Here is a 13,147-nt window from a genome sequence, read left to right on the forward strand (position 1 = left end):
CGGACGGCCCGGGACCCGTCCGCCGTGCACCGATCGGGCTACCCGCCCGGGCCGGTGCGGCGCGCCGGTCGGTGCGGTGCCCCGCCCGCGCCTCTAATGGGCGGCGGCACCCCGCCCCGGCGCAGGACGGAGAGGCGATGCACGAGATGTCCGTGGCCCTGGCGGTCGTGGACCAGGTCGAGCAGGCGGCCCGGTCCCGCGGCCCGGGGGGCGTCCGGCAGGTGCACGTCGACATCGGCGAGCTGGCCGGTGTGGTGCCCGGCTCCCTCGCCTTCTGCTTCGAACTCGCCTGTGCCGGGACGGTGCTGGAAGGCGCCGCGCTGGTCACGCGGCCGGTGCCCGGCCGGGCGTCCTGTGCGCCGTGCCGGCGTACCTGGGACACGGGCATGCCCCCCGACCTGCTCTGCGGCGGCTGCCGCGGGCCCGCCACCGCACTGCTGTCGGGCCGCGAACTGACCGTCACCGAAGTGCACTGGGCCACCGAGCCCGACTGACTTCCCGCTCCCGTGACCGCCCGCTCCCGACAGCGAGGAGAGACGACGATGTGCCGCACAGCCGACCTCCGGCAGGCCGTGCTCGCCAAGAACTCGATGGCGGCCGATGTCCTGCGTACCGAACTCACGACCCGGGGCACGACCGCGGTCAACCTCCTGTCCAGCCCCGGCAGCGGCAAGACGGCCCTGCTGGAACGCGAACTGCTGCTGGCCCGGGAGCGCGGCATCGCCACCGCGGCCCTCACCGCCGACCTCGCCACCGAGAACGACGCCACCCGGCTGGCCCGTTCCGGAGTCCCGGTCAGGCAGGTGCTCACCGACGGGCTGTGCCATCTGGAGGCGGACATGCTCGCCGGGCATCTGCACGGCTGGCTGCCCGCGGACACCCGGCTGCTGTTCGTGGAGAACGTCGGCAACCTGGTCTGCCCGGCCTCCTACGACCTCGGCGAGTCGCTGCGGGTGGTGCTGGCCTCCGTCACGGAGGGCGAGGACAAACCCCTGAAGTACCCCACGGCGTTCGGGCTGGCCCACCTGGTGATCGTCACCAAGTCCGATCTGGCCGCGCCCGCGGAGTTCGACGAGGCAGCCTTCCGGGCCCATGTGGAGCGGGTCAACCCCGGTGTGGAGGTGGTCCTGACCTCCGTACGGACCGGCGAGGGCGCGGGGGCCCTGGTCGACCGGGCGCTCTCGGCGGCCGAGGGCGGCGCGGTGCACGCCCCGGTGATGGCCCGGGCCGGCGCATGAGCACCACCTCGTACGACGTCCCGGGTACGCCGCCGGGGGCCGCGCCGCCGGTCCGGCGCGTCCGGGTGGCCGTACGGGGCGTGGTGCAGGGGGTGGGCTTCCGGCCGTTCGTGTACGGGCTCGCCACCCGGATGCGGCTCGCCGGTCAGGTGACCAACACCGGGGACGGTGTGCTGGTGGAGGTCGAGGGCCCGCCGGCCGCCGTCGAACGGTTCTGCGCGCGGCTGGCCCCCGAGGCCCCGCCGCTGGCCGTGGTGGAGTCCGTGCGGTCGGAGGAGCTGCCGGTGACCGGGGAGAGCGGTTTCCGCATCGTCCCGTCCCTGGCCGGCGGGCCGGTCCGCACCCTGGTGTCGCCCGACACCGCCACCTGCGGCGACTGTCTCGCCGAGCTGAGCGATCCGGCGGACCGGCGCCACCGGCACCCGTTCATCACGTGCACGCACTGCGGGCCCCGGTTCACCATCGTCACCGGACTGCCGTACGACCGCGAGCACACCACCATGGCGGGCTTCGCGCTGTGCGCCGAGTGCGCCCGCGAGTACCACGACCCGGCCGACCGCAGGTTCCATGCCCAGCCCGTCGCCTGTCCCGCCTGCGGACCGCGGCTGCGGCTGGTCACCGCGGACGGCGGTGACGCTGCGGGCGGTGCCGACCCCCTCCGCGCGGCGCGGGCCCTGCTGTCCTCCGGCGCGATCCTCGCCGTCAAGGGTCTCGGCGGCTACCACCTGGCCTGCGACGCGACGCGTCCGCGGGCGGTCGCCGAGCTGCGCCGCCGCAAGGCGCGCGGCGACAAGCCGTTCGCGGTCATGGCCCGGGACCTACGGGACGTCGAGCACCTCGTCGAACTGGGCCCGGCCGAACGGGAGCTGCTCACCGGGCGGGATCGTCCCGTCGTGCTGCTGCGCCGCCGTCACGGGGTCCGGCACGCGCCGGACGCCCCGGTGCCCGCCGACGGCGTCGCGCCCGGCAGTCCCGATCTCGGGATCATGCTGCCGTACACGCCCGTGCACCACCTGCTGCTCGGCGCCGGTGACCCGGTGGCGCCCCGGCTGCTGGTGATGACGAGCGGCAACCTGTCCGGGGAGCCCATCGTCACCGACGACGCCGAGGCCCTGGAGAGGCTGGCCGTCCTCGCCGACGCATGGCTCACCCACGACCGCCCGATCCACGTCCCGTGCGACGACTCGGTGGTCCGGGTCTGCGACGGGGAACCGCTGGTGCTGCGCCGCTCGCGCGGTCACACCCCGCTGCCGGTCACGCTGCCCGTGCCGGTCGCCCCGGCGCTGGCGGTCGGCGGCGACCTGAAGAACGTCTTCTGCCTCGGCCAGGGCGACAGGGCGTGGCTGTCCGCCCATGTCGGGGACATGGACGACCTGGCGACGCAGCGGGCGTTCGACCGGGCCGAGCGCCAGCTGGAGTCGGTCACCGGAGTCCGCCCGGAGCTGCTCGTCTGCGACGGGCACCCGGGATACCGGTCGGCGGCGTGGGCGCGACGGCATGCCGGGGGCCGTCCGGTGGCGCGGGTGCAGCACCATCACGCGCATGTGGCCGCCGCGCTGGCCGAGCACGGTGTGGCGGAGGGCGTCCGGGTGATCGGGGTGGCCTTCGACGGCACCGGGCACGGGGACGACGGTGCCGTGTGGGGCGGTGAGTTCCTGCTCGCGGACTACGCCGGGTACCGCCGGTTCGCGCATCTGGCCTGTGTACCGCTGCCCGGCGGCGACGCGGCGGTGCGGCGCCCGTACCGCATGGCGCTCGCCCATCTGCACGCGGCGGGCCTCGCCGCCGACCCGGGACTGCCCTGCGCGGCCGCCTGCCCGTCCGCCGAACACCCGCTGCTGCGGGCGCAGTTGGAGCGCGGGCTGAACTGCGCGTCGACCTCCAGCATGGGCCGGCTCTTCGACGCCGTCGCCTCGCTCACGGGCGTCTGCCACTACGCGGGGTACGAGGCACAGGCGGCGATCGAACTGGAGGCGGCGGCCGTGTCCGCGGGGGACGCCGTCGCCGAGGACCCGCGCTACGCCTTCAGTCTGGCGGAGGGCCGGGCCCCTGGCCGGCCGGCCCTGACCGCCGGTCCGGGCCCGCTGCTGGCCGCCGTCGTGGCGGACGTGCACGCGGGTGTGCCCGCGGGCGTCGTCGCGGCGCGGTTCCATCTGGCGGTCGCCCGGCTGGTGCGCCGGGTGTGCGCCCGGGCACGCGACACGACCGGACTGCGGACCGTGGCGCTGACCGGCGGGGTGTTCGCCAACACCCTGCTGTCCTCGGCCTGTGCCCGCGGTCTGCGCGCGGACGGCTTCACCGTGCTGCGCCACCGCGGGATCCCGCCCAACGACGGAGGGCTGGCCCTCGGCCAGCTCCTCGTGGCCGCCGGCACCGGAGCCCGCACCGGGTGACGGTGCGGGCCCGCCGACACGACAAGTGAGGAGACACGTATGTGCCTGGCGGTACCCGGCAGAGTGCTGGGCGTCGAGGAACGGGACGGCACGAGGATGGCCACCGTCGACTTCGGCGGCGTGGTCAAGGAGGTGTGCCTGGAGTACCTGCCCGACCTCCAGGTGGGTGAGTACGCCGTCGTCCACGTCGGGTTCGCCCTGCAGCGGCTGGACGAGGAGTCGGCCCGCAGGACGCTGGAGCTGTTCGAGAACCTCGGCATGCTCCAGGAGGAGTTCGGCGACCCGTGGGAACAGGCCGCGCGGACCGGACAGACCGAGGAGGCCGAGCGGGCCGGGCGGGCCGCGCCCGCCGGCGGCGACGACGAGCGCGCCGGGGAGGTGCGGCGGTGAAGTACATCGACGAGTTCCAGGACCCTCAGCTCGCGGCGCGGCTGCTGGACGACATCCGGTCCGCGGTGACCCGGCCGTGGGCGCTGATGGAGGTGTGCGGCGGCCAGACGCACACGATCATCCGCCACGGCATCGACCAGCTGCTGCCCGACGAGGTGGAGTTGATCCACGGTCCGGGCTGTCCGGTGTGTGTGACACCGCTCGAGGTGATCGACAAGGCGCTGGAGATCGCCTCCCGGCCGGAGGTGGTCTTCTGCTCCTTCGGCGACATGCTGCGGGTGCCCGGGACCGGGCGTGACCTGTTCCAGGTGCGCGGCGAGGGCGGTGACGTCCGGGTGGTGTACTCGCCGCTGGACGCGCTGCGGATCGCGGAGGAGAACCCGGACCGGCAGGTGGTGTTCTTCGGGATCGGGTTCGAGACGACCGCCCCGCCCAACGCCATGACGGTGTACCAGGCCCGCAGGCGCGGGATCCGCAACTTCAGTCTGCTGGTCTCCCACGTCAGGGTGCCGCCCGCGATCGAGGCGATCATGCAGTCGCCGGACTGCCGAGTGCAGGGCTTCCTGGCGGCCGGTCATGTGTGCAGCGTGATGGGGACCGAGGAGTATCCGGCGCTCGCCGACCGGTTCCGGGTGCCGATCGTGGTGACCGGGTTCGAGCCGCTGGACATCCTGGAGGGCGTACGGCGCACCGTGCGGCAGCTGGAGCGCGGCGAGCACCTGGTCGACAACGCCTATCCGCGGGCCGTGCGGCCGGAGGGGAACCCGGCGGCGCGGGCCATGCTGGACGACGTCTTCGAGACCACCGACCGGGCCTGGCGCGGCATCGGGGTCATCCCGGACAGCGGCTGGCGGCTGTCGGCCCGCTACCGGGAGTACGACGCGGAGCACCGCTTCCAGGTCGGCGGAATCACGACGCGGGAGCCGGCCGCGTGCCGCAGCGGCGAGGTGCTGCAGGGGCTGCTGAAGCCCCACGAGTGCGAGGCGTTCGGCACGGCGTGCACCCCGCGCACCCCGCTGGGCGCCACGATGGTCTCCAGCGAGGGCGCCTGCGCCGCCTACTACCTGTACCGGCGGCTGGATCTGCCGGCCCGTTCCGGGGCGGGCGCCCCGACCCTGGAGGGGAGTTCCGTTGTCTGACACCGCCGCGGCTCCGGACCTGCTGTCGTGGACCTGCCCGGCCCCCGTGCGCGACCGGCCGAGGGTGGTGATGGGGCACGGCGGGGGCGGCGCGATGTCCGCCGAGCTGATCGAGCAGATCGTCCTGCCGGCCCTCGGCACGGCGGCCCCGGCCCCGCTGACCGACTCCGCCGTGGTCGAGCTCGGGGGTGCCCGGCTGGCGTTCTCCACCGACTCCTTCGTGGTCCGGCCGCTGTTCTTCCCCGGTGGCAGCATCGGGGACCTCGCCGTCAACGGCACCGTCAACGACCTCGCGATGAGCGGTGCGCGCGCCGCGTATCTGTCCTGCGGGCTGATCCTGGAGGAGGGCGTCGAGATCGACACCGTCGCCCGGGTCGCCGAGGCGCTGGGGGCCGCCGCGCGGGCCGCCGGAGTGCGGGTGGTGACCGGTGACACCAAGGTGGTGGAGGCCGGTCACGGCGACGGCGTCTACGTCAACACCGCGGGCGTCGGACTGGTGCCCGCCGGGATCGACCTGCGACCGCAGCGGGTGGTGCCGGGGGACGTCGTGCTGCTCAGCGGAGCCGTCGGCGTCCACGGCATCGCGATCATGAGCGAGCGGGAGAACCTGCGCTTCGAGGCCGACGTGGTCAGCGACTGCGCGCCGCTCGGCTCCCTCGTCGAGGCGATGCTCGCGGTCACGCCGGATCTGCATGTGCTGCGGGACCCCACCCGGGGCGGGCTGGCCGCCTCGCTCAACGAGATCGCCGCGGGCTCCGGGTGCGGGGTCGTCGTGCAGGAGCGGTCCGTCCCGGTGCCGCCCGCGGTGGCCGGGGCCTGCGCCATGCTGGGCCTGGACCCGATGTACGTGGCCAACGAGGGCAAGCTCGTCGCCTTCGCCCCCCGGGGGCACGCCGACGCGGTGCTCGCCGCGATGCGGGCGCACCCGCTGGGTGCCGGGGCGGCCGTGATCGGGGAGGTGGTCGCGGAGCACCCGGGCATGGTCGTGGCGCGGACCGGGCTGGGCGGCACCCGGGTGGTGGACATGCCGCTCGGGGAGCAGCTTCCGCGGATCTGCTGACGCCGGTCAGGCGCTCGGGCCGCGTCTGCCGGGGCGGGTGTCGAGGGTCCAGGTGTGGGTGCAGCCGGGGCACTGGAGATGGACCCGGGGGCCTTCGTTGGCGATCAGATAGCGCCAGTGCGCCGGGCAGTTCCGCAGGTCGGCGCAGGCGGCGCAGTCACGGGCGTCGTCGCAGCCGGGGCAGCGCACCCAGGCGCGGCGGGCCCGGTCCGCCTGCGGGTCAATGGGAAGGCGCATCGCCCGCGTCCCGTCCCCGTCCCGGCAGCACGCCGGCCTCGACGAGCATCGCGTACGTCCGCCGCTGCTCGGCGTCCAGCCCGGAGTAGAGCAGCTCGTGGGCGGCCTCCTCCGACTGCAGCGCGGCGACGGGGTCCCAGTCGGGTCCGAGCGCCGCCACGACCTCCGCGCGCCGCCGGGCCTCGTCGAGGGTGAGGTCCAGCGTGAAGGGCAGATGGCCGGGGGCGGTGCTGTCAGGCATGGGTGCGGCGCTCTCACGGGGAAACGTACGGTTCGTGCCACACGTACCAGAGCGGTGCGGCGCTGCGGAAGGCGATGTGACCGACGCCATCGGTGACGTGCGCCGCCGTCCCGGGTCGCCGGACGTCCCCCGGCGCCGGACGATGGAGGCGGAACGGCGGGGGATCCCTCGCGGGAGGCACCGGCGATGGACACCGATGTACTGATCGTGGGTGCGGGGCCGGTCGGGCTGACCGCGGCCGCGGAGCTGCGCCGCCAGGGCGTCGCCTGCCGCCTCGTCGACCGGCTGCCGGCCCGGCTGCCGTACGCCAAGGCGGTCGGCGTCCAGCCGCGCACGCTGGAGGTCTGGGACCGGATGGGCATGGTGCGGGCCGCCCTGGAGGCCGCCGTGCCGATGCGCGGCCAGCTCCTGTACGCCGACGGGGCCGAGCAGGCGCGGATGGAGATGCGGCTGCCTCCCGAGGTCCCGTACGGGTTCGCGGCCCTTCCCCAGTACGAGACGGAGCGGATCACCGAGGAGCATCTGGCCCGTTTCGGCACCGGGATCGAGCGGGGTACCGAGCTGGTGTCGTTCACGCAGAGTGAGGACGCCGTCGTCAGCCGGCTCGTGACCGCCTCCGGTGCGCAGCTCGAGCTGCGCTCGCGCTATCTCCTCGGCTGCGACGGGGCGCACAGCACCGTCCGCAAGGGGCTCGGGCTGGCCTTCGAGGGCGGGGCGTTCCCCGAGGAGTTCATGCTCGCCGACGTGGAGGTGGACTGGGATCTGCCCCGGGGCTACGGGGTGCGGGCCGTGCACCACGGGCCCGACGGCTCCCCGGACGACATCCTCGTCTGCATCCCGCTGCCCGGTGACCGCCGCTACCGCATCTCGATGCTGGTGCCGCCGGAGCTGTCCGCGGGGGCCCGGGGGGCCGCAGCGGGCGAGGTGGCCCACGGCCCGCAGCACGGGAACGCTCCGGGTCTCGGGCATGTGCAGGCGGTCCTCGACCGGCTCGCCCCCGAGCCGACCACCGCCTCCGCCCTGCGGTGGTCGTCGGTGTTCCGGATCAGCCACCGGCTCGTCGACCGGTACTCCGTGGGCCGGGTCTTCGTCGCCGGGGACGCGGCGCACATCCATCCGCCGACGGGCGCCCAGGGGATGAACACCGGGATCCAGGACGCCTGCAACCTCGCCTGGAAGCTGGCCCTCACCCTGCGGGGCACCGCCCGGCCCGGGCTGCTGGACAGCTACGACGCCGAGCGGCGTCCGGTCGGGGAGGAGGTGGTGGGCCGCACGGTCCGGCATGCCACCGAGGGCCTCCGGGCCGACCCGGACGACGCCGCGACGGTGATGCTGCGGGAGGCGCAGCTGCTGGTCGGCTACCGGGACAGCCCGCTGGTGGCCGGGGAGGGCGCGGCGTCCGGCGGTCCCGCCTCAGGCGGTCCCGGGGCGGGCGACCGGGCTCCCGACTGCCGCGGTCTCACCGCGTCCGTGGCCGCGGTCCCGCTGCGCCTGTACGACCTGCTGCGCGACCGGGGCCATGTGCTGGTGCTGTACGCCGACTCGCCCGGCGCGCTCACCGCGTGCCGCGAGGCCGCCGGTGTCGCCGGCCGGCTGACCGGTGGCGACGTGGCCGCGTTCGTCGTCGCGGCCCCTGACGCGGACATCCCGGAGGCCGCCCGGGCGCTGTCCGGCCCGGACGGCGTACCGCTGCCCGTTTTCCGGGACGGTGCCGGCGAGTTCGGGCGGCTGTACGCGGCCGAGGGCGCCACGGCGTTCCTGGTGCGCCCGGACGGCTATCTCGGCGCCCGGCTGTCGCCGCCCGGCGCACCGGGGCCGCTGCCGGAGGCGCTCGGGCGCGTCTTCCGACGGTGACCGGCGGCCGTGGTCCGCGGGCCGGGCGACGGCCGGGCCCGCGGCGGCTCTCAGCGCACCGGCACCGCCAGGTACTGGTACTCCAGGAACTCCTCGATCCCGGCCCGGCCGCCCTCCCGGCCCAGCCCGGACTGTTTGACGCCGCCGAACGGCGCGGCCGGATTGGAGACCAGGCCGGTGTTGACGCCGACCATGCCCGCCTCCAGCCGTTCGCCGACGCGCAGCGCGCGGTCCAGGCCCTCCGTGAAGACATAGCCGACCAGGCCCCAGGGGGTGTCGTTGGCGCGGCGCACGGCCTCGTCCTCGTCGTCGAAGACGAGGATCGCGGCGACCGGACCGAAGATCTCGGTTTCCGTCAGGCGGCTGGCGGGGTGGACGTCGGTGAGCACGGTGGGCGGGTAGAAGCAGCCCGGCCCCCCGGGTGTCCGGCCGCCGACCAGCACCCGGGCGCCGCGCTCGACCGCGTCGGCGACCAGCGCCTCGACCTTGGCCCGGCCCTCGGCGTCGATCAGCGGGCCGACGTCCACGCCGTCCCGGGTGCCCGGGCCGACCACCAGCGCGCCCATGCGGGCGGCGAGCCGCTCGGCGAACTCCTCGGCCACCGGGCGGTGGACGAGGAACCGGTTGGCGGCGGTGCAGGCCTCGCCCATGTTGCGCATCTTCGCGGTGACGGCGCCGTCCACCGCACGGTCCAGGTCGGCGTCGTCGAAGACGATGAACGGCGCATTGCCGCCGAGCTCCATGGAGGTGCGGACGACGGTGCCGGCGCACTGGGCGAGCAGCAGCCGGCCGACCTCGGTGGAGCCGGTGAAGGACAGTTTGCGGATCCGTCCGCCGCGCAGCAGCGGCTCGCACACCTGTCCCGCCCGGGAGGTGGTGAGGACGTTCAGGACGCCGTCCGGCAGGCCGGCCTCCTGCAGGATCGCGGCGAGGGCGAGCGCGGACAGCGGGGTCTGCGGGGCCGGTTTGAACACCATGGTGCAGCCCGCCGCGACGGCCGGGCCGATCTTGCGCGCGCCCATGGCCAGCGGGAAGTTCCACGGGGTGACCAGCAGGCAGGGCCCGACCGGCCGGCGGCCGAGCAGCATGCGGGTGCCGCCGTCGGGCAGCGTGCCGTATCCGCCGTCGATGCGCACCGCCTCCTCGGAGAACCAGCGCAGGAACTCGGCGGCGTACGCCACCTCTCCGCGGGCCTCGGCCAGGGGTTTGCCCATCTCGGCCGTCATCAGGCGGGCCAGGTCGCCGGTGCGCTCGAGGAGCAGTCCGTGGGCGCGGCGCAGGATCTCGGCGCGGGCCCGGGGTGCCGTGCGGGCCCACTCCTGCTGCCGGTCCACGGCAGCGTCCTCGGCCGCCCGGGCGTCCTTGGCCCCGGCGTCGGCGATGTGGCAGAGCAGTTCGCCGGTGGCCGGGTCGTCGACGGGGAAGGTCGCGCCGTCGGCGGCGTCCGCCCACACGCCGCCGATGAGCAGCCGCCGGGGTACGGAGGTGAGGATGTCGCTCATCGTCCCTCCGTCTGTGCCGTGCCGGTCTCGACCGCCCTCGCCCAGGCCGCCAGGCCCTCGTCCACGGCCGTCCCGTCGATCACCAGGGCCGGGATCATGCGCACCACCTGGTTCCAGGCGCCGCAGAGCAGCAGCAACAGGCCCTCGTCGACGGCGGCTCGCTGGACGCGGGCGGCGGTGTCCGGGTCCGGGGCGCCGTCGGCGGTGACGAACTCGGTGCCGAGCATCAGCCCCAGACCCCGGACGTCGCCGATGCCCGCCGTCCGCTCCGCCACCGCGTCGAGGCCCTGCCGCAGCCGGGCGCCCATGGTGTCGGCGTTCTGCACCAGTTTCTCGTCGCGTACGACGTCGAGGGTGGCACAGGCCGCGGCGCAGGCGACCGCGTTGGCCCCGTAGGTGCCGCCCTGCGAGCCGGGCCACACCTTGCGCATCAGCTCCTCCGGTGCCGCGATGCCCGACAGCGGGAAGCCGCTGGCCAGGCCCTTGGCGGTGACGAGGATGTCGGGGGTGACGCCGAAGTGGTCGTGGCCCCAGAAGCGGCCGGTGCGGCCGACGCCGGTCTGCACCTCGTCCAGGACCAGCAGGAAGCCGTGCCGGTCCGCACGCTCGCGCAGGCCCTGCAGGAAGGCGGCGGTGGCGGGGACGTAGCCGCCCTCGCCGAGCACCGGCTCGACCACGATCGCGGCGGTGTCGTCGGGCGAGGAGACCGTCCGGAGGGTGTAGTCCAGTTCCTGCAGCGCGAACCGGGTGGCCCGCTCCTCGTCCCAGCCGTAGCGGAACGCGGTCGGGAACGGGGTGACGACGACTCCGCTCATCAGCGGTGCGAATCCGGAGCGGAAGCGGGTGCCGGAGGTGGTCATGGCGGCGGCGGCCACCGTGCGGCCGTGGAAGCCGCCGTGGCAGACCAGGACGTTGGGCCGTCCGGTGGCCTGCCGGGCCAGACGGAGGGCGGACTCCACCGCCTCGCTGCCGGAGTTGGTGAGGAACAGGCTGTCCAGGCCGGGCGGCAGCACCTCGCCCAGCCGGTCGACCAGGCGGCGCAGCGGCTGGTGCATGACCGTCGTGTACTGCCCGTGGATCAGGGTGCCGACCTGCTCCTGCGCCGCCGCCACGACCCGGGGGTGGCAGTGCCCGGTGCTGGTGACGCCGATCCCGGCGGTGAAGTCGAGATAGCGGCGGCCGTCCTCGCCGTACAGGTGGACGCCCTCGCCCCGGACGGCCGTGACCGGGGTGGCCTGGCGGAGGTGCGGTGACAGTGCGGTCATGTGCTCTCCCGGCGTGCGTGGTGATCTGCCGGGTTCCGAGCGTCGCGGCGGCCCGGGGCGGTGGCAAGGCGGGAACTGTCCGGCCGGGGCACGGGGTTCGGACGAAGTGTCCGGCGGCTCCGCTTGCCGGGGAGGCCGGACGGGCAGGGTGCCACCGTGAGCGAGAACCACCGGGCGGACGGTGCGCAGCGGGACGGGAGCGGCGGGGGCGCGCGGGACACCGGAACGCCGGTGTCCGGGCGTCCGCTCACCGTGGCCGAGGTGCTGGCGCTGCCCGTCCTGGCGGCGGGCCGGCCGCGGGTGGTCAGCGGGGCGGCGCGCCTCGACCGGCCGGTGCGGTGGGTGCACATCACCGAGCTGACCGACCCCGCCTCCTTCCTGAAGGGCGGCGAGCTGGTCCTGACCACCGGCATGCCGCTGCCCGAGGACGCGGCGGGGGTGCGCCGCTACGTGGACGAGCTCGCCGGCGTGGGCGCCGCGGCCCTGGTGCTCGAGCTGGTGCGGCGCTACCACCGGCCGCCCGAGGCGCTGGTGCGGGCCTGCCGGGGGCGCGGGCTGCCGCTCGTCGCGCTGGCGCGGGACGTCAACTTCCTGGAGGTCACCCAGGTGGTGCACGCGCTCATCCTCGGCAACCAGGCCGAGGCGATGCGCCGCACCCAGCGCATCCACGAGGCGTTCACGGCGCTGACGCTGCGCGGGGCGGGGGCCGAGGAGGTGGTGCGGGCGGCGGCGGAGATGAGCGGCCGCCCGGTGGTGCTGGAGAACCTGGCGCACCAGGCGCTGGTCTGCGAGCCGGCCGGCTCCACCCTGGAGGCGGCCGTCGGCGGGTGGGAGCGGCGCTCCCGGGCGGTGCCGTCGGGTGACCGCACGGGCGTGTCCGGTCCCGAGGCGTGGCTGGTGGCGCCGGTGGAGTACCAGGGCGAGCGGTGGGGCCGGGTGGTGATGCTGCCCGGGCCGTCGGCCGGGCCGGTCCCGGGCGGCGAGGAGGAGTTCGTCGTGCTGGAGCGCACGGCGATGGCGCTGACCATCGCCCGGCTGATCCGGCCGGTTCCGTGGGAGCGCACGGCGCATCGCGGCGCGCTGATCGACCTCGCCGAGCAGCGGCACCGCTCGGCCGGGGACGCGCGGGCGCGCTGCGCCGGGCTGGGGCTGCCCGCCGCCGGCCACCGCTATCTCGCCGTCCTGGCGCACACCTCCGCGGGCGGTCCGGAGGCGGAGGCCCGGCTGGCCGGGCAGCTACGGGCGGACGGGGTGCCCGCGCTGGCCGGCGAGGTGGCACCGGGGCGGCTGGCCGCCCTGCTGGCGCTGCGGCCCGGCCGGCCCTGGCACCCGGTGGTGGAGCGGGCGGGCGGTGCCGTGCGCGAGGTCGATCCAGAGGCGGTGGTGAGCGTCGGCGGCGAGGTCGACGACCTGTGCCACGCCGCACGGTCGTTCCGGGAGGCCGCCCGGGTGGCCGAGGCCACCCCGCCGGGGGAACCCGTCCCGGCGGGCCGGTCGTACCACGAGCCGTCCGATGTGGGGCTGCGCGGGTTGCTGTACGCGCTGCGTGAGGACACCCGCGTCCAGGACTACGCGGAACGCCAGTTGGGTCGGCTGGTCGAGCACGACGCCCGGCACGGTACGGACCTGGTGACGACCCTGGGCCACTATCTGGCGGCGGCCGGCAACAAGACGACCACGGCGCGGCTGGGCCGGCTGTCCCGGGAGACCGTCTACCAGCGGCTGCGCACCATCGAGCGGCTGGTGGACGGCGACCTCGGATCGGGGGTACGGCGCACGGAGCTGCATGTGGCGCTCACCGCGCTCCGGATGCTGCGGGCGCGCTGAC

The 13,147-nt window shown here is 75.4% G+C and carries 12 protein-coding genes; 8 read left to right on the plus strand and 4 right to left on the minus strand.

Annotation, left to right across the window (positions count from 1 at the left end):
* Nucleotides 1-137: 137 nt before the first annotated feature.
* From V5O46_RS08240 to hypE, 6 genes are read left to right on the plus strand one after another with little or no spacing between them, the layout of a single operon-like run.
* Entirely contained in the window at nucleotides 138-494 is a 357-nt protein-coding gene (locus V5O46_RS08240) for a hydrogenase maturation nickel metallochaperone HypA/HybF (RefSeq protein ID WP_332883814.1), read from the plus strand.
* A gap of 48 nt (nucleotides 495-542) precedes the next feature.
* The gene (hypB, locus tag V5O46_RS08245) at nucleotides 543-1,238 is read left to right on the plus strand and encodes a hydrogenase nickel incorporation protein HypB (RefSeq protein WP_332883815.1); all 696 of its coding nucleotides are present in this window, start codon (nucleotides 543-545) and stop codon (nucleotides 1,236-1,238) included.
* Nucleotides 1,235-3,631, plus strand: a complete 2,397-nt coding sequence (hypF, locus tag V5O46_RS08250; protein WP_332883816.1) for a carbamoyltransferase HypF — start codon at nucleotides 1,235-1,237, stop codon at nucleotides 3,629-3,631. Before hypB ends, hypF begins: the two co-directional genes overlap by 4 nt.
* Nucleotides 3,632-3,670: 39 nt before the next feature.
* Complete coding sequence (locus V5O46_RS08255) at nucleotides 3,671-4,021, plus strand: HypC/HybG/HupF family hydrogenase formation chaperone (protein WP_332883817.1); 351 nt, start codon at nucleotides 3,671-3,673, stop codon at nucleotides 4,019-4,021.
* The gene (hypD, locus tag V5O46_RS08260) at nucleotides 4,018-5,160 is read left to right on the plus strand and encodes a hydrogenase formation protein HypD (RefSeq protein ID WP_332883818.1); all 1,143 of its coding nucleotides are present in this window, start codon (nucleotides 4,018-4,020) and stop codon (nucleotides 5,158-5,160) included. The genes V5O46_RS08255 and hypD overlap by 4 nt, the downstream gene beginning before the upstream one ends.
* Nucleotides 5,153-6,220: a hydrogenase expression/formation protein HypE gene (gene hypE / locus V5O46_RS08265; protein WP_332883819.1), complete on the plus strand. Its 1,068-nt coding sequence runs from the start codon at nucleotides 5,153-5,155 to the stop codon at nucleotides 6,218-6,220. The genes hypD and hypE overlap by 8 nt, the downstream gene beginning before the upstream one ends.
* A 6-nt stretch (nucleotides 6,221-6,226) precedes the next feature.
* Here the strand turns inward: hypE and V5O46_RS08270 are convergent, their stop codons facing one another.
* A complete protein-coding gene (locus V5O46_RS08270) occupies nucleotides 6,227-6,457 on the minus strand; it encodes a hypothetical protein (RefSeq protein ID WP_332883820.1) in 231 nt (76 codons plus the stop codon).
* On the minus strand, nucleotides 6,441-6,698 hold the full coding sequence (locus V5O46_RS08275) for a DUF6400 family protein (RefSeq protein ID WP_332883821.1): 258 nt from the start codon (nucleotides 6,696-6,698) through the stop codon (nucleotides 6,441-6,443). The genes V5O46_RS08270 and V5O46_RS08275 overlap by 17 nt, the downstream gene beginning before the upstream one ends.
* 186 nt (nucleotides 6,699-6,884) lie before the next feature.
* Here V5O46_RS08275 and V5O46_RS08280 point away from each other — a divergent pair, with 186 nt between their 5' ends.
* Entirely contained in the window at nucleotides 6,885-8,552 is a 1,668-nt protein-coding gene (locus V5O46_RS08280) for an FAD-dependent monooxygenase (protein WP_332883822.1), read from the plus strand.
* A gap of 50 nt (nucleotides 8,553-8,602) precedes the next feature.
* Here V5O46_RS08280 and V5O46_RS08285 read toward each other — a convergent pair whose 3' ends face one another.
* Complete coding sequence (locus V5O46_RS08285) at nucleotides 8,603-10,054, minus strand: NAD-dependent succinate-semialdehyde dehydrogenase (protein ID WP_332883823.1); 1,452 nt, start codon at nucleotides 10,052-10,054, stop codon at nucleotides 8,603-8,605.
* Nucleotides 10,051-11,319, minus strand: coding sequence for an aspartate aminotransferase family protein (locus V5O46_RS08290; RefSeq protein ID WP_332883824.1), 1,269 nt, complete (start codon nucleotides 11,317-11,319; stop codon nucleotides 10,051-10,053). The genes V5O46_RS08285 and V5O46_RS08290 overlap by 4 nt, the downstream gene beginning before the upstream one ends.
* 156 nt (nucleotides 11,320-11,475) lie before the next feature.
* Between V5O46_RS08290 and V5O46_RS08295 the strand changes: the two genes are divergently transcribed.
* A complete protein-coding gene (locus V5O46_RS08295; RefSeq protein WP_408648943.1) occupies nucleotides 11,476-13,146 on the plus strand; it encodes a PucR family transcriptional regulator in 1,671 nt (556 codons plus the stop codon).
* Nucleotide 13,147 lies beyond the last annotated feature (1 nt).

The organism is Streptomyces poriticola (assembly GCF_036689765.1).
Taxonomy (GTDB): domain Bacteria; phylum Actinomycetota; class Actinomycetes; order Streptomycetales; family Streptomycetaceae; genus Streptomyces; species Streptomyces poriticola.